General features: G+C 68.7%; 16 protein-coding genes. 9 read left to right on the top strand and 7 right to left on the bottom strand.

Going from position 1 to position 15,718, the window contains the following annotated elements; all coding sequences use genetic code 11:
* From ACFMRZ_RS27675 to ACFMRZ_RS27665, 3 genes are all read right to left on the bottom strand, one after another.
* Nucleotides 1-1,251 carry an SLC13 family permease gene (locus ACFMRZ_RS27675; RefSeq protein WP_400181324.1) on the bottom strand — a complete coding sequence of 417 codons (1,251 nt, stop codon included), beginning with the start codon at nt 1,249-1,251 and terminating at the stop codon, nt 1-3.
* Between the two features lie 311 nt (nt 1,252-1,562).
* Complete coding sequence (locus tag ACFMRZ_RS27670; RefSeq protein ID WP_400181323.1) at nt 1,563-2,855, bottom strand: thymidine phosphorylase; 1,293 nt, start codon at nt 2,853-2,855, stop codon at nt 1,563-1,565.
* 80 nt (nt 2,856-2,935) lie between these two features.
* A complete protein-coding gene (locus ACFMRZ_RS27665) occupies nt 2,936-3,343 on the bottom strand; it encodes a cytidine deaminase (protein ID WP_400181322.1) in 408 nt (135 codons plus the stop codon).
* A 336-nt stretch (nt 3,344-3,679) separates the two neighbouring features.
* Between ACFMRZ_RS27665 and sdhC the strand changes: the two genes are divergently transcribed.
* The 6 genes from sdhC (at nt 3,680) to ACFMRZ_RS27635 (ending at nt 8,721) form a co-directional block, all read left to right on the top strand.
* A complete protein-coding gene (gene sdhC, locus ACFMRZ_RS27660; RefSeq protein WP_280274679.1) occupies nt 3,680-4,081 on the top strand; it encodes a succinate dehydrogenase, cytochrome b556 subunit in 402 nt (133 codons plus the stop codon).
* 2 nt (nt 4,082-4,083) lie between these two features.
* On the top strand, nt 4,084-4,515 hold the full coding sequence (locus tag ACFMRZ_RS27655) for a succinate dehydrogenase hydrophobic membrane anchor subunit (RefSeq protein ID WP_280274678.1): 432 nt from the start codon (nt 4,084-4,086) through the stop codon (nt 4,513-4,515).
* Nucleotides 4,516-4,532: 17 nt separating this feature from the next.
* Nucleotides 4,533-6,317 carry a succinate dehydrogenase flavoprotein subunit gene (sdhA, locus tag ACFMRZ_RS27650; protein WP_280274677.1) on the top strand — a complete coding sequence of 595 codons (1,785 nt, stop codon included), beginning with the start codon at nt 4,533-4,535 and terminating at the stop codon, nt 6,315-6,317.
* Entirely contained in the window at nt 6,317-7,084 is a 768-nt protein-coding gene (locus ACFMRZ_RS27645) for a succinate dehydrogenase iron-sulfur subunit (RefSeq protein ID WP_280363873.1), read from the top strand. The genes sdhA and ACFMRZ_RS27645 overlap by 1 nt, the downstream gene beginning before the upstream one ends.
* 151 nt (nt 7,085-7,235) lie before the next feature.
* Nucleotides 7,236-7,766: a DUF4396 domain-containing protein gene (locus tag ACFMRZ_RS27640; RefSeq protein ID WP_400181321.1), complete on the top strand. Its 531-nt coding sequence runs from the start codon at nt 7,236-7,238 to the stop codon at nt 7,764-7,766.
* Between the two features lie 67 nt (nt 7,767-7,833).
* Nucleotides 7,834-8,721 (top strand): phenylalanine 4-monooxygenase, encoded by an 888-nt coding sequence (locus ACFMRZ_RS27635; protein ID WP_280274674.1) that lies wholly within the window; start codon nt 7,834-7,836, stop codon nt 8,719-8,721.
* Here the strand turns inward: ACFMRZ_RS27635 and ACFMRZ_RS27630 are convergent.
* Both ACFMRZ_RS27630 and ACFMRZ_RS27625 read right to left on the bottom strand, forming a co-directional pair.
* Nucleotides 8,696-9,319 (bottom strand): TetR family transcriptional regulator, encoded by a 624-nt coding sequence (locus ACFMRZ_RS27630; protein ID WP_400181320.1) that lies wholly within the window; start codon nt 9,317-9,319, stop codon nt 8,696-8,698. The two genes, ACFMRZ_RS27635 and ACFMRZ_RS27630, sit on opposite strands and share 26 nt — an antisense overlap.
* Complete coding sequence (locus tag ACFMRZ_RS27625; protein ID WP_400182985.1) at nt 9,309-10,769, bottom strand: MFS transporter; 1,461 nt, start codon at nt 10,767-10,769, stop codon at nt 9,309-9,311. The genes ACFMRZ_RS27630 and ACFMRZ_RS27625 overlap by 11 nt, the downstream gene beginning before the upstream one ends.
* Before the next feature lie 255 nt (nt 10,770-11,024).
* On the opposite strand from ACFMRZ_RS27625, the gene ACFMRZ_RS27620 reads away from it, so the two are divergent.
* Both ACFMRZ_RS27620 and ACFMRZ_RS27615 read left to right on the top strand, forming a co-directional pair.
* Nucleotides 11,025-12,326 (top strand): serine hydrolase, encoded by a 1,302-nt coding sequence (locus ACFMRZ_RS27620; protein WP_400181319.1) that lies wholly within the window; start codon nt 11,025-11,027, stop codon nt 12,324-12,326.
* A gap of 117 nt (nt 12,327-12,443) precedes the next feature.
* Nucleotides 12,444-12,644 (top strand): hypothetical protein, encoded by a 201-nt coding sequence (locus tag ACFMRZ_RS27615; RefSeq protein WP_280274671.1) that lies wholly within the window; start codon nt 12,444-12,446, stop codon nt 12,642-12,644.
* Between the two features lie 164 nt (nt 12,645-12,808).
* Here ACFMRZ_RS27615 and ACFMRZ_RS27610 read toward each other — a convergent pair whose 3' ends face one another.
* Together ACFMRZ_RS27610 and ACFMRZ_RS27605 are read right to left on the bottom strand one after the other, a co-directional pair.
* On the bottom strand, nt 12,809-14,089 hold the full coding sequence (locus ACFMRZ_RS27610) for an RNA polymerase sigma factor (RefSeq protein WP_400181318.1): 1,281 nt from the start codon (nt 14,087-14,089) through the stop codon (nt 12,809-12,811).
* A 19-nt stretch (nt 14,090-14,108) separates the two neighbouring features.
* Nucleotides 14,109-14,528, bottom strand: a complete 420-nt coding sequence (locus tag ACFMRZ_RS27605) for a YciI family protein (protein ID WP_400181317.1) — start codon at nt 14,526-14,528, stop codon at nt 14,109-14,111.
* 157 nt (nt 14,529-14,685) lie between these two features.
* Here ACFMRZ_RS27605 and ACFMRZ_RS27600 point away from each other — a divergent pair, with 157 nt between their 5' ends.
* Entirely contained in the window at nt 14,686-15,624 is a 939-nt protein-coding gene (locus ACFMRZ_RS27600; protein ID WP_400181316.1) for a TetR/AcrR family transcriptional regulator C-terminal domain-containing protein, read from the top strand.
* Nucleotides 15,625-15,718: the final 94 nt, after the last annotated feature.

Genomic DNA, 15,718 nt, shown 5'->3' with positions numbered 1-15,718 from the left:
TCAGGACGCGAGAAGCAGCGCACCCACCGCCCCGGCGGTCGCGGTCGCGGCGAGCACCGCCCCGGTGGCGACGAAGCGTCCGAACGGCACTCGCACGCCATGGGAGCGGCAGAACTCCAGGCACAGCAGCGTTGCCAGCGAGGCCCACGGCGTCACCACCGATCCGACGTTGGTGCCGATCAGCAGGGCCAGCAGTTGATCGCGATGGCCCGGCTCGATGACCGCCTCGCCGGCGGTATAGGCGGGCAGGTTGTTGGCCACATTGGACAATCCCGCCCCCGCCGCGGCGGCGCGGAAGACCCCGGCCGTACCCGAGTCCGCGCCGATCAGCAGGCGCATCAGGTCGGTGAGCCCGAATCGGCCCAGGGTCGGAACCACCAGGAACAGCCCGACCACGAAAACCAGTAGCCGCCAAGGGATCAGCGACAGCCGCAGCGCCGAGCGGTCGAGGACGGCGAACGCGCCGACCGCGACCAGCGCGGCAGCCAGGGCGGCCACGCCGATCAGGTCGCCGACGATCGGAATCGCCGCGATGAACACCAGACAGGCTGCGCCGGTGACGTAGAGCAGGACCCGCTCGCGGCGGTCTGCGAGCCGGATCGGGTCCGGCGGCAGATAGCGGTCCACGCCCCGGCGCCCGCGCCGCCAGTACCACACCCACAGCCACAGCATCGTCGCGGTGATCGAAACCAGTTGCGGCAGCCACATTCTCGCCGCGAACTCGGTGCCCGCCAGGCCGACCCGATCGGCGGCCAGCAGGTTGGTCAGGTTCGATACGGGCAGCAGCAGGCTCGCCGTATTGGCCAGCCACAGGGTGGTCATGGCCAGCGGCAGCGGCGGAATGCGAGCCGGAACCGCCAGCGCCAGCAGCACCGGTGTGAGCAGCACCGCGGTGGTGTCGAGATTCAGCAGGATCGTCGTCGCGGACGCGAAGGCCACGCACAACGCGAACAGCGCCGCGTAGTACCCGCGCCCGATAATGGCCAGCCGATACGCGATGACGTCGAATACCTGCGCCCGCCGGGCCAGTTCGGCCAGCACGATCACGCTGCCGAGGAACAGCAGTAGCGGCCCGATCCGCCGCATGTTCGCCGCCGCCTCCGCCCGCGGCAGCAACCCCGTAACCACACAGAGCAATCCGGCCACCAACAGCCCGACCCGCACCCAGTCGAGCACGCGCGACCGCCGACCCGCCCCGACCTCGTCGGCACCCTCGGAATCCCGCTGCGCGGTGTCCACTCGCTCAGACACGCGCCCATCATCCCAGCCACACCCCACCGGATTCCTGTGCATGGGGAGCCGCCACACCCCAAGGCAGACCGATCACCCAGCCGAGCCATCCCACTCAGTCATCTCGGCCTAGCCATCCGGACCCAACCATCCTGCGCGGTCATCCCGGCCCGGTCATCCCGGCCCAGCCATCCGGGCCTAACCATCCCGCCCCAGTCATCCCGGCATGCTCTTGGCCGGGATCCACCGAACGGTACTGGGAGCAGGGCGTGGGGGTACCTAGCGCGAGGTGGCCCCTGGCCACGCTGCCCGCTCGCTGATGCCGAAGTGATTCAGGGGGTAATGCGGTCCAGGACGAGGGGGGTGGGGTGCACGGGGGCCGGGCCGATGGCGTGGCCCGCGCGGAGAGTGTCCAGGGCTACGGGGATCGCGTCGGGGGTGTCGGTGTGGAGGGTGAACAGTGGCTGACCCGCGGCGATCGCATCGCCCGGCTTGGCGTGCAGTTCGACGCCCGCGCCGAACTGCACCGGGTCACCTTGCCGGGCGCGGCCCGCGCCGAGACGCCACGCGGCCAGGCCGACGGCCATGGCGTCGAGGCGGGTGAGGGTGCCGGATTGCCCGGCGGTCATCGTCTCGGTGTGCGCGGCCCGGGGCAGCGGCGCGTCCGGGTCGCCGCCCTGCGCCGCGATCATCGCCCGCCAGTGGTCCATGGCGCGGCCGTCGGCGAGGGCCGCGGCGGGGTCGGCGTCGCGAATTCCCGCCTGTGCCAACATCTCCCGAGCCAGCGCGAGGGTCAGCTCGACGACATCGCCGGGTCCCCCACCGGCCAGCACCTCGACGGCCTCGGCCACCTCCAGCGCGTTGCCGGCGGTCCGGCCGAGCGGGGTGTCCATCGCGGTCAGCAGCGCCACCGTGCGCACACCCGCGTCAGCGCCCAGTTCGACCATGGTGGTGGCCAATTCGCGCGCCGACTCGAGGTCCTTCATGAACGCGCCGCCGCCCACCTTGACGTCGAGCACGAGCGCCGCGGTGCCCTCGGCGATCTTCTTGCTCATGATCGAACTGGCGATCAGCGGCACGGATTCCACCGTGCCGGTCACGTCGCGCAGCGCGTACAGCCGCTTGTCGGCAGGCGCGAGATCCGCACCGGCGGCGCAGACCACCGCGCCGATCTTCGGATCCGCCGTCAGCTCCCGCATCAACGACACCGGAACGTCGGCCCGCCAGCCGGGAATCGACTCCAGTTTGTCCAGGGTGCCGCCGGTATGGCCCAGCCCGCGCCCGGACAATTGCGGGACGGCCGCCCCGCACGCGGCCACCAGCGGCGCCAGCGGCAGCGTGATCTTGTCGCCGACACCGCCCGTGGAGTGCTTGTCGACGGTCGGCCGGGGCAGATCGGTGAAGTCCAGTCGCCGACCGGACGCGATCATGGCCCGCGTCCACCGCGCGATCTCCCGTCGCGTCATTCCGCGCAGCAGTATCGCCATAGCCAGGGCGGCCATTTGCTCATCGGCGACCTCGCCGCGGGTGAAAGCGTCCACCACCCAGTCGATCTGTTCGTCGCCGAGTTCTCCGCCGTCCCGTTTCGCCGCGATCACCGATACCGCCGAATGCGCGCTCACCATGGCGAACAGCCTGGCAGACCGCCTCGCCGCGCGCGGCCGTCAGGGGAAACGTAGCCAAATCCTCGCCGGCGTGCCGAATTTCACATATCCCGTTGCCCCGCCGCCAAATCGGCGGGTCCGAAGGCATCCGGCAGCAAACTACTCAGCGGCATCGGACCGGCCCGATGATCCACCAGCATTTCCGCACCGCCGTGCTCGTAGAGCACCTGACGACACCGCCCGCAGGGCAGCAGAATCGCCCCGCGCGAATCGCATACGGCAACCGCCAGCAACCGCCCGTCACCGGTCGCGCAAAAGTTACCCACGAGTACGCATTCGGCACAGAGGCCTAGGCCATATGAGAGATTCTCCACATTGCAGCCGCTCACAATTCGCCCGCCATCCGTGAGAGCAGCGGCGCCGACCGGGAACCTGGAGTACGGGGCATACGCATTCTGCATAACTCGAAATGCGCTGTGGCGCAATGCATCCCAATCAATATCGGGCATATCGGACCTCCGCTCGAACGTGCCGAACACGACCGTAGGAATGGCATTGCGAGCCCGTCAATTCATCAGGCAAGGCAAACCTAACTCATTGATTTACCGGCCAACGACCGGCACGCCGAATTAGTTCCGCCAATCGCCGGGGATTAGAGTTCGAGACAGATCGGTTCAGGTTCCCGGCGGCGGGCCGGCCACCGCCTCCGGGGAGTCGGCCCCGGGCACGAGCTGGTGTTTTCCAACATCCAACGGCTCACATGTCCGCGCGCCGAAAACCGCGACGGGTCCAGACTTGCCGGCTTGCCGGCGTGTCCATCAACGACGTTGGAGGCACCGCACTCTATGACCGCCACACTGGAAGCTCCGGCACAGCCGAAGCGGAAGACGCTGTACCGCGGCGACCCGGGCATGTGGTCCTGGGCGCTGCACCGGATCACCGGCGTCACGATCTTCTTCTTCCTGTTCGTCCACGTGCTCGACACCGCCCTGGTCCGGGTCAGCCCGGATACCTACGACCAGGCCATCGAGACGTACAAGAACCCGCTCGTGGCCCTGATGGAGATGGGTCTGGTCGTGTGCGTACTGTTCCACGCGCTCAACGGCATCCGCGTGATCCTCGTCGACTTCTGGTCCAAGGGCCCGCGCTACCAGCGCCAGATGCTCTGGATCGTCCTCGCGATCTGGGTCCTGGTCGCCGGGGCCGGCGTCGGCCGCCAGTTCTTCTACCTGCTGACGGAGCACTGATCATGTCTGCACCTGTACTGGGCAAGTCCTACGACATCCCCGCCAGCCTCGACGCCCCCCGCGCCCCGCGCCGCACCATGGGCAACAACTTCGAGAAGTACGCGTGGCTGTTCATGCGCTTCTCCGGCCTGCTGCTGGTCGTGCTGGTGCTCGGCCACATGTTCATCATGCTGATGATCGACGGCGGTGTGCAGCGGCTGAACTTCGCCTTCGTCGCCGGCCGCTGGGCCAGCCCGTTCTGGCAGCTCTGGGACCTGACCATGCTGTGGCTGGCGCAGTTGCACGGCGGCAACGGCCTGCGCACGGTCATCGATGACTACGCCCGCAAGGACTCCACCCGCTTCTGGCTCAAGACGCTGCTGGTGATCTCGATGATCCTGATCATGGGTGTGGGCAGCTACGTCATCTTCACCTTCGACCCCAACATCAGTTAGGAACAGGCCAAATAGCCATGAGTGAATCCCGACCGATTCAGGAGCACCGGTACGACGTCGTGATCGTCGGCGCCGGTGGTGCGGGGATGCGCGCGGCGATCGAGGCCGGTCCCCGGGCCCGTACGGCCGTGCTGACCAAGCTGTACCCGACCCGCAGCCACACCGGCGCGGCGCAGGGCGGCATGTGCGCCGCGCTGGCCAACGTCGAAGAGGACAACTGGGAGTGGCACACCTTCGACACCGTCAAGGGTGGCGACTACCTGGTCGACCAGGACGCCGCGGAGATCATGGCCAAGGAGGCCATCGACGCGGTGCTCGACCTGGAGAAGATGGGCCTGCCGTTCAACCGGACGCCCGAGGGCAAGATCGACCAGCGCCGCTTCGGCGGCCACACCCGTGACCACGGCAAGGCCCCGGTCCGCCGCGCGTGTTACGCCGCCGACCGCACCGGCCACATGATCCTGCAGACCCTCTACCAGAACTGCGTCAAGCACGACGTGGAGTTCTTCAACGAGTTCTACGTGCTCGACCTGGTGATGACCGAGACCGATCGCGGCCCGGTCGCCACGGGCGTGGTCGCCTACGAGCTGGCCACCGGTGAGCTGCACGTGTTCCACGCCAAGGCGATCATCTTCGCCACCGGCGGTTCCGGTCGCATGTACAAGACCACCTCCAACGCGCACACGCTGACCGGCGACGGCATGGCGATCGTGTTCCGCAAGGGACTTCCGCTGGAGGACATGGAGTTCCACCAGTTCCACCCGACGGGCCTGGCCGGTCTGGGCATCCTCATCTCCGAGGCGGTCCGCGGCGAGGGCGGCATTCTGCGCAATGTCGACGGCGAGCGGTTCATGGAGCGCTACGCCCCCACCATCAAGGACCTGGCGCCGCGTGACATCGTGGCCCGCTCGATGGTCAAGGAGGTCCTCGAGGGCCGCGGCGGCGGCCCGAACAAGGACTACGTCTTCATCGACGTCACCCACCTCGGCGAGGACGTGCTCGAGGAGAAGCTGCCCGACATCACCGAGTTCTCCCGCACCTACCTGGGCGTCGACCCGGTGAAGGAGCCGGTGCCGGTCATGCCGACCTGCCACTACGTGATGGGCGGCATCCCGACCCGCATCCGCGGCGAGGTGCTGCGCAACAACACCGACGTCGTCCCCGGCCTGTACGCCGCGGGCGAGTGCGCGTGCGTGTCGGTGCACGGCTCGAACCGCCTCGGCACCAACTCGCTGCTGGACATCAACGTGTTCGGCCGCCGCTCGGGCATCGCCGCGGCGGAGTACGCGCAGCGCGCCGAGTTCGTCGAGCTGCCCGAGAACCCGGCCGAGTACGTGCAGGGCTGGCTGGCCCGGCTGCTGTCCGACCACGGCAACGAGCGGGTCGCCGACATCCGCAGCGAGCTGCAGGTCACCATGGACGCGAACGCCGCGGTGTTCCGTACCGAGGAGACGCTCAAGACGGCGCTCACCGACATCCACGCGCTCAAGGAGCGCTACGAGCACATCACGGTGCAGGACAAGGGCCGCCGCTACAACAGCGACCTGCTCGAGGCCGTCGAGCTGGGCTTCCTGCTGGAGCTGGCGGAGGTCACCGTCGTCGGCGCGCTCAACCGCAAGGAGTCGCGCGGCGGCCACGCCCGCGAGGACTACCCGGATCGCGACGACACCAACTTCATGCGCCACACCATGGCCTACAAGGACGTCGAGCCCGGCGAGCACGCCAAGCTGATCGCCGACATCCGCCTCGACTTCAAGCCGGTGGTGCAGACCCGCTACGAGCCGATGGAGCGTAAGTACTGATGACCGCTGTAGCAGAGGCCCCCCAGAAGGCCGCTCCCGTGCCGGACGGGTCGACCATGATCACCGTCAAGGTGGCGCGGTTCAACCCCGAGGACGACAAAGGCGCGCACTGGGATTCGTTCCAGGTGCCGGTGCTGCCGACCGATCGCTTCCTGAACGTGCTCATGTACATCAAGTCCTACCTGGACGGCACGCTCACCTTCCGGCGCTCGTGCGCGCACGGCGTCTGCGGTTCCGACGCCATGCGCATCAACGGCGTCAACCGGCTGGCCTGCAAGGTGCTGATGCGGGACATGCTGCCGAAGAACGGCAAGACGCTCACCGTCTCCGTCGAGCCCATCCGCGGCCTGCCCGTGGAGAAGGATCTCGTGGTGAACATGGAGCCGTTCTTCGACGCGTTCCGCGCGGTGAAGCCGTACCTGATCACCCACGGCAACGAGCCGACCCGCGAGCGTATCCAGTCCCAGACCGACCGCGCCCGCTTCGACGACACCACCAAGTGCATCCTGTGCGCCTGCTGCACCACCTCGTGCCCGGTGTACTGGAGCGACGGCAGCTACTTCGGCCCGGCCGCGATCGTGAACGCCCACCGCTTCATCTTCGACAGCCGCGACGAGGCCGCCCGCGAACGCCTCGACATCCTCAACGACGTCGAGGGCGTGTGGCGCTGCCGCACCACCTTCAACTGCACCGACGCCTGCCCCCGCGGCATCGAGGTCACCAAGGCCATCCAGGAGGTCAAGCGCGCCCTCCTGTTCGCCCGCTGACCCGCAGTCCGAAAACCGAAGGCCGCCTTCCTCGTTCGCGAGGAGGGCGGCCTTCGTCATTGCCGGGCACAGCTCAGTGGTGATACACCGCATACGGGGCGCGGGTATCCAGCAGCTTGACAAGATACCCCCTAGGGGTATTCTCCTGGTTATGGACGAACATCTGAATCACGAACACGCCGGACACCGGCTGGAAACCGATTCGCACGCGGGGCATTCGATGAGCGCCCACACCGCCCCCGCTACGTGGAAGATGGCCGCCACCGCCACCCTGCACTGCCTTACCGGGTGCGCCATCGGCGAGATCCTCGGCATGGTGATCGGCACCGCGCTGGGCTGGCACAATGCGCCGACCATGGTGCTGGCGATCGTGCTGGCCTTCGTCTTCGGCTATGCGCTCACCATGCGGGGCGCGCTCGCCGCGGGGCTCGGGCTGGGCGCGGCGGTGTCGTTGGCGCTGGCCGCCGACACCGTGTCGATCCTCGTCATGGAGATCGTCGACAACGCGGTGCTGCTGGCCGTGCCGGGCGCGATGCACGCCGGGCTGGCCGACGGGCTGTTCTGGGGGTCGCTGATCTTCGCGCTGGCCATCGCCTTCGTCATCACCACCCCGGTCAACAAGTGGATGATCGGCCGCGGCAAGGGGCACGCGGTGGTGCATTCGCTGCACGGCCACCACTAACTAGGCAATTTGCCCAGCTGCCTGCGCGTTTGTTGTCTGATTCGCCCAGCGGTGCTTGCATCGAGACATGTTCGAAGAAGCTCAGCTGTACTCCCCGGTGACCACCGGGGCCGGCGGCGACGTCACGGTGCACCTGAGCGACGAGCACCCCGGCGTGAACGACCCGGCCTACCGGGCCCGCCGCAATGCGATCGCCGCTCGGGCGCTGGCCTACCGGCCCGGGGACCCGGCGCCACGCATCGAGTACACCGACGAGGAACAGGAGGTCTGGCGGATCGTCTGCGCCGAGTTGCGCCGCAAGCACCACAGGTACGCCTCGCGCGAGGTGCTCGCGGGCGAGGAGCGCCTGGACCTGCCCGCCGACCACATTCCGCAACTCGACCAGGTATCCGCGAAACTGGTGCCGCTCAGCGGTTTTCGATACGTCCCGGCGGCGGGTCTGGTGCCGCTGCGAGAGTTCTTCGGGTCCTTCGCCGAGCGGGTCTTCCATTCCACCCAGTACATCCGCCACCACTCGGCCCCGCTGTACACCCCGGAACCGGACGCGATCCACGAGATCATCGGGCACGCCAACCAATTGGCGAGCCCGCGGTTCGCGGCCATCTACGCGGCCGTGGGCGCGGCCGTCGATCGGCTGGAAACCGATTCGGCGCTGAAATTCCTGGCGGACGTGTTCTGGTTCTCGATGGAGTTCGGCGTGGTCCGTGAGAGCGGCGAAACTCGGTGCTACGGAGCGGGTCTGCTGTCCTCGTACGGTGAGATCGAGGAGTTCCGGCACGCCGAGCTGCGGCCGCTGGACATTGCCGAGATGGGCGCCCGCGCCTACGACATCACCCACTATCAGCCCGTATTGTATTGCGCCCGTTCGGTTTCCGAGATCGAGGAGGTAGTGGGCGGGTTCTTCGCGACCGTGACCGACGAGGTCGTCGCTAGAGCCGCATCCCGCCTGCCATGAAAGTGATGATCCGGGTGAGGCTTTCGGTGTCGTACGGGTCGCGGTCGAGCAGCGCCGCCTGCGCGGCGCCGATCAGCGCGCCGGAAAAGGCCCGCACCTCGATGTCCTCGGGCGATCGGCCGGTCCGCGCGGCGGTCAGGTCCGCCACCAGCCGGACGCTGCGCTCGAACTCGCGGGCCAGCGCGCCCCGCAGCTCCGGCACCGTGCGGATCAGGTCGGTTCGCTGCCGCTCGAACGAGAGAATCTCCTCGTCGAGGACCGAGAACACCTCGAGCGTGGCGAGCCGGAACGCCTCGAGCATGGTCAGCTCCGCGGGCTGCCGCTCGATCGCCTCGATCATCAGCGGGTCCAGGTCGTCGGCCAGCACCAACTCTTCCTTCGACGGGAAGTAGCGGAAGAAGGTGCTGGGCGAGACCTCCGCCGCCTCCGCGATCTGCTCCACGGTCGTCTCGTTGTAGCCCTGTTCGCGGAACAGCCGGAACGCCTCGGTGCGGATGGCGCGGCGGGTGCGCTCCTTCTTACGCTCGCGCAGGCCCATCCGGGGGGCGGTCACACCCGGATGGGCCTGCGCTGGCGGGGCCTCGGAATCAGCCGGCATGACCAGATTCTCCCGCACCACCGGCAGCGGCGGTTTCGGGCACCCGGGAACGGACGAAGAGCGCGGCCAGTGCGGCGGCCACCACGCAGATGCCGGCGCACACCCACAGCATCGCGCTCATGCCGCTCACGAACGCCGACTGCACATGCCCCAGCATCTGCGGATCGCCCAGCTTGCGGGCCACCGCGACACCGGCGTTCACCCCGTCCGAAACCGGCGCGACATCGTATCCGCCCAGCTCGGACCGGTATTGCGTGGCCAGCACGGTGCCGAGCACCGCCACGCCGATGGTCCCGCCGGCCTGCCGGACCGCCTGCATGAGCGCGGAACCGGATCCGGCGCGCTCGGGGGTCAGCTCACCCATCGCCATACCCATCGCCGAGGGCATCACGAAACCCATCCCGGCGCCGAGCACGGTGATCCAGGCGGCGGCATAGCCGTAACCGATGTCCGCGGAGGTCAGCGCGCCGAGTACGAGGCCGACGGCCAAGACCGCGAATCCCGCGGTGAGCACGGTCCGTATCCCGAGTCTCGGCAGCAGTTTGTCGGCGACCCGGGTACCGACGACCAGCCCGCCGATCAGCGGCAGCAGCCGCAACCCGCTGCCCAGCGAATCGGCGTCCAGCACCGCCTGGAAGTACTGCGGCACGGTGAAGAACAGTCCGAGCATCGCGAACTGCACGAGAATGGAAAACCCGGTGCCCCAGCGGAATCCGCTCGCCGAGAACAGACCCAGATCGATCAGCGGGTGCGAGGTCCGGCGCTGCGCCAGCACGAACCCGGCCAGAATCGCCAGTCCCGCCGCCACGGTCGCCCAGCCGAGCAGATCGCCCCAGCCCGCGTCCCCGAATCGGATGAAACCGTAAGTGAGCGACAGCATTCCGCCCGCCGACAGCGCCACGCCCACCAGATCGATCGGAAAACGCTTCTCGCTGCGGGATTCCGGAACCAGCAGCGCCACCGCGAACAGGCCCACGATCACCAGCGGCACGTTGATCAGGAACACCGAACCCCACCAGAAGTGCTGCAACAGCCAGCCGCCGATGATCGGGCCCAGCGGCAGGCCGATCGCCGTCGAGGTGACCCAGATCGTCAGTGCCCGTTGCCGTTGCGCCGGCTCGGGGAACATGGTCGGCAGCACCGCCATCGACAGCGGCATCATCGTGGCGGCCGCGATACCCAGGATCGCCCGGGCCGCGATCAGCTCCCCGGACGACGTGGCCAGGGCGCACCACACCGACGCCACCCCGAACAGCGCCAGCGCCGCGAGCAGGAACTTCTTCCGGCCGTAGCGGTCGCCCAGCGCGCCGGCGGGCAGCATGACACCGGCCAGCGCCAGTGTGTACGCCGTCGTGAACCATTGCAGCGCAGCGGTATTCGCGTTCAGATCGAGCGCCATCGTCGGCAGCGCCACCACCAGCACCGTCGTGTCCAGGCCGATGGTCAGCATCGCGACCGCGAGCGCGCCCAGTGCCAACCACCGGGCCTTTCCGCTGGTCTCGGTGGTCGCCGCTCGGGCTTGGTCCCCTCCCCCGGCGGCCGATACCCGGTCCCGCGAGCCCAACGTCTTCATGACAGTTCCCATCATTTGGCTTCTACTACTTTTTGATAGTAACTCTCATTTCATGCCGTCTGTCAATACCGTCCTGTCGCAGTGGGGACTGAGCGCAGCGGCCCGGGTGCGCGCCGAATAAGCTCAGGGGCGATGAGTACCTGCATGACCCGGCGTCTCAGCCGCTCCAGATCGTTCGCGGCCGCTGCGCTGGTGGCCGGGCTCATCGGCGCCCCCGCGCTGCCGGGCATCCTCGCCACCACCTCGGCCGCGCCGCCGGTGTCCACCACGGCGCCGTTCAGCACGCCGAACACCGACTCCTGCCCGAACAAGACCGCCCCACCGCCCGCGATCGACGCCTCCGAGGTGCCCGAACCGGGCGACCCGGCGCCCGCGCCCCTCCCGGTCCAGTCGCCCCCGATCGGCGGCGACAAGCTGGGCGCCTGCGGCCTGGTGCTGCCGGACGGCGCGCCGCCGCTGCCCGCCGACCTCTCCGCCACCGCCTGGGTGATCGCCGACCTCGACACCGGCCGGGTGCTCGCGGCCAAGGACCCGCACGGGCGATACCGGCCCGCCTCGACGATCAAGGTGCTGCTGGCCGCGGTCGCGCTGCGCAGCCTCGACCTCGGCAAGGTGGTGGTCGGCACGCAGGAGGACGCCAACGCCGACGGCACCCGGGTCGGCATCGGCCCCGGCGGCCGCTACACCAACAAGCAGCTGATGCAGGCGTTGATCATGGCCTCGGGCAACGACGCCGCGCACGCCGTCGCCATGCAGCTCGGCGGCCCGAAGGCGACCGTCGAGAAGATGAACGATCTGGCGAAACGGTTGCGCGCCTTGGACACTCGCGCCGCGACGCCGTCCGGGCTGGACGGCCCCGGGATGAGCACATCCGCCTACGACCTGGCCGCGCTGTTCCGCGAGGCGATGACCATCCCCACCTTCGCCGAACTGATCCACACCGAACAGGTCGACTTCCCCGGTTTCCCCGCCAACCCGCAGATTCCCGGCGACCAAGACCATCCCGGCTTCCCCATCGCCAACGACAATCACCTGCTCTACGACTACGAGGGCACGCTGGGCGGCAAGACCGGATACACCGACGACGCCCGCCAGACCTTCGTCAGCGCCGCCGAACGAGGCGGTCACCGGCTCGTCGTCACGCTGCTGCAGGCCGAGGTCCTGCCCATCCGCCCGCCGCAGCAGGCGGCCCGGCTGCTCGACTACGGCTTCGCGCTGGCGTCCGGCGCGAGTGTCGGCGAACTACCCGACGGCAGCGCGACAGCGTCGAATACGAATGTGGCCGTGGCCTCGCCGCCGCCGCACGACTCCGACACCGCGGCCCCCGCGGAACAGCACAACGAGAATCTGCTGACGGTGCTGATCGTGGGCGGTCTCGCGGCCGCGCTGGTGCTGGCGATCGCGGCCTGGCGACTGACCGGTCGCTCCCGCTGACCGGCACGCCGGCGAAACCCTTTCTCCCTCTCGGTGTTTGACCGCCCGATAGCCGGGCATCCGCACATCGAGCCGCTTGCAGGCTCCAGCAAGTAGTACCGGAGAGAGGAGAACAACATGCCGGATCGCAAGAACGCCGGCCAGTTCGGCAATCGACCGGATACCGCGAAGCAGGCCCAGAAGGGCGGCGTGGCCAGCACCGGCAGCTTCGGCTCCCCGAACAGCGCGGACCCCTCGGCAGCCGGCCGGAAGGGCGCCGCCGCGCAGCCCACCGAGGCCAAGTCCCGCGGCGGCCAGCACAGCCACAGCGGCCGCTGACGGGCCGGGGCCCCGAGCAGCATCCTCCCGCTCCCGGGGTTCCGATACCCGTCCCCTCGCATCGAGGAGGCCGCCGCGGCACGCGCCGGGCCCGAGACCGTAGTCCATACGGTCGAGCGGCCCGGCGCGTTGCCGTGTATGGGTGTGCGATCGATCGGACCGCCTCAGTCCAGCTGAGCGAGCTTGCGCTCGTACACCTTTCGCTCGCGCTCGTTGCCGCAGAGCTTCGCTGCTCGCTCGAGTTCGATGCGGGCGTCGGCGGTACGACCCAGGCGTGCGAGCAATTCGCCACGGACACTTGGCAATAGGTGCGAGTTCGGCAGTGCGTTGGTGTCGATCAGATCATCGACTATGGGTAGGGCGGCGGCCGGCCCGTGGGCCATGGCTACTGCCACCGCGCGGTTGAGGTCGACCACCGGGGAAGGCGCCAAGCGGCCGAGCGCCTCGTACAGCAGCACGATGCGCGGCCAGTCGGTGACTTCGACCGAGGCCGCCGTGGCGTGACATTCGGCGATCGCCGCCTGCAGACCGTAGGTGCCCAGTCCGCGGCCGACCTGCTCCGCGCGTTCCAGGGCCGCTCGACCGCGCCGGATGGCCGCGCGATCCCAGCGGCGGCGGTCCTGATGCTCCAGCAGAATCGGCTCGCCGTCGCGACCGGTGCGGGCGGGGAAACGCGCCGCGGTCAGTTCGAGCAGCGCCAGCAGGCCGTGCACCTCCGGCTCCTGCGGTATCAGGTGAGCCAGCACGCGGGTGAGGCGCTGTGCCTCTCCCGCCAGGTCGAGCCGGATCACATCGGCGCCGGAGCTGGCCGACGAACCCTCCGTGAAGATCACGTAGAGCACGCTCAGCACCGACCCGAGCCGCTCGGCCCGCTCCTCCGGCGACGGCACCCGGAACGGCACCCGGGCCGCGGCGAGCGTCTTCTTCGCCCGGGTGATGCGGGCCTGCACGGTCGCGGTCGGGACCAGGAACGCCTTGGCGATCTCGTCACTGGTCAAGCCGCCGACCACGCGCAGCGTGAGCGCGACCCGCGCCTCCCGGGACAGCACCGGGTGGCAGGCGGTGAACATCAGGGCCAGGACGTCGTCATCGATCTGATCCGGATCCCTCAACACGTCCTCCTCGTCCGGGCGGACCGGCGGGCTGCCGGCGGCGATGCCGCCCTCGCCCAGGTCGCGGGCGAGAGCGGCATGCCTGTCGTCGAGGGCCGCGCGGCGGCGGAAGCCGTCGATCGCGCGGCGCCGGCCCACGGTGAGCAGCCAGCCCGCGGGGTTGCGCGGCACACCGTCGCGTGACCAGGTCACCAGGGCCTCGGCCAGAGCCTCTTGGGCGAGGTCCTCGGCCAAGGCGAAATCGCCGGTGTAGCGCGCGAGCGCACCGACGATCCGGGCGGACTCGATGCGCCACACCGCGGCGACGGTCGCGCGGCTCGCGGGGTCGACCATTGTTCGGCCTATCGGTCGATCAGAGCTGACCGGTCGCCTCGCGCCACGCCCGCTCCTTCTGCACCCACTGATTGTCCTGCGGGAACTCATCGATCGTGGGCACCCGGCGGATCTCGGTCTTGAATCCGGGCCCGGCCATCGGCAGCCGCTTCGCCCACTCGATGGCCTCTTCCTTCGACGCCACGTTCAGGATGTAATAGCCGCCGAACAGCTCTTTCGTCTCGCCGTACGGACCGTCGGTGACCACCGGAGTCTCCGACGAGTAGTCGACGACCACGCCCTCCGACGCGTCCTCGAGCCCCTCCGCGGCCAGCAGCACCCCGGCCCGGATCAGCTCGTCGTTGAACCGGCCCATGGTGTCGAGCATCTCGGCGAAGTCGACGTCGGCCATCTTCGCCATGCCCTCGTCGGTAGCGCGCATGATCAGCATGTACTTCATGGTTTTCTCTCCTCGACTGTGGGCCCCCGTCGGACCCTTTCACGCATAGGTCGAACAGGGAAGTAGCGGATCGACACGGCGGGCGAGAATTTTTCGAAGCGCGTCGACGGACGTAAGTTGAGGGTGCGCACGCCGCTGTTCGGCGGATCGGAGAAGCATGTCGTCGTCGGAACGCCCGGACTCGCCGTACCTGGTGATCGCCGCCGAGATCCGGGAGCGGATCACCAGTGGTGCGCTGCGTCCGGGCGACCGGGTTCCCTCCATCCGGCAGATCGTTCAGCGCTGGGGTGTCGCGGTAGCGACGGCGACCAAGGTGACGGCGACCCTGCGCGACGAAGGCCTGGTCGAGACGAAGGTCGGGTCGGGGACCGTGGTCAGCTCGCCCGGCAACCGGAAGCAGCCGAGGCCCTCGCCCGAGTCCCGCCAACCCGCTGCTCCGGAGCGCGCTCTGCAACGAAAACAGGTGCTGCGCAAGGCCATCGAGATAGCGGATGGCGAGGGGCTCGACGCGGTGTCGATGCGGCGCCTGGCGATCGCACTGGGCACGGGGCCGATGTCGCTGTATCGGCATGTGGCGAACAAGGACGAACTGCTCACCCGGATGGCCGACGAGGCCTTCGGTGAACTCGACCTTCCCGCACCGGGTACGCGCGGGTGGCGCGCGGAGCTCGAATTCAGCGCCCGGCAGCACTGGCAGCTGTGTCGCCGGCACCTCTGGCTGCCCCGAATCGTCTCGTTCACCCGGCCCCTGTTGGCGCCGAACATGATGGCGCAGACGGAGTGGGTGCTCGGCGCGCTCGAGGGGCTGGGGTTGCCCATGGCGGTCCGAATGCGCGAAGCGCTCACCCTGCACGCGCTGGTCCTCACCTTGGCGCTGTCGGTGGCCGAGGAAGTCGAAACGGAACAGAACACCGGCGTCTCCCACGACAGGTGGCGGGTAGCGCAGCTGGCACGGGCCCGCGATCTTCTCGACAGCGGGCGATTTCCCTTGCTGGCGGAGGCGCCCGGCGACATTGCCGTGGATCTGGACGAACTGTTCGAATACGGGCTCGCGCGCCATCTGGACGGATTCGCCGTCTTGGTAGCGCAGGCATAGCGATATTCCTCAACGCCGAGTGCACTAGTTCATTTCCCAGCGCCCTAGTGCACTATTCGTCTCCAAAACTGGTGTTTATCAAGGCATTTCGCCT

It is taken from the genome of Nocardia sp. N2S4-5, from assembly GCF_044628355.1.
Taxonomy (GTDB): Bacteria; Actinomycetota; Actinomycetes; order Mycobacteriales; family Mycobacteriaceae; genus Nocardia; species Nocardia wallacei_B.
Note: the sequence above shows the minus strand (reverse complement) of the source record. Positions and strands in the feature narration are given on the sequence as shown.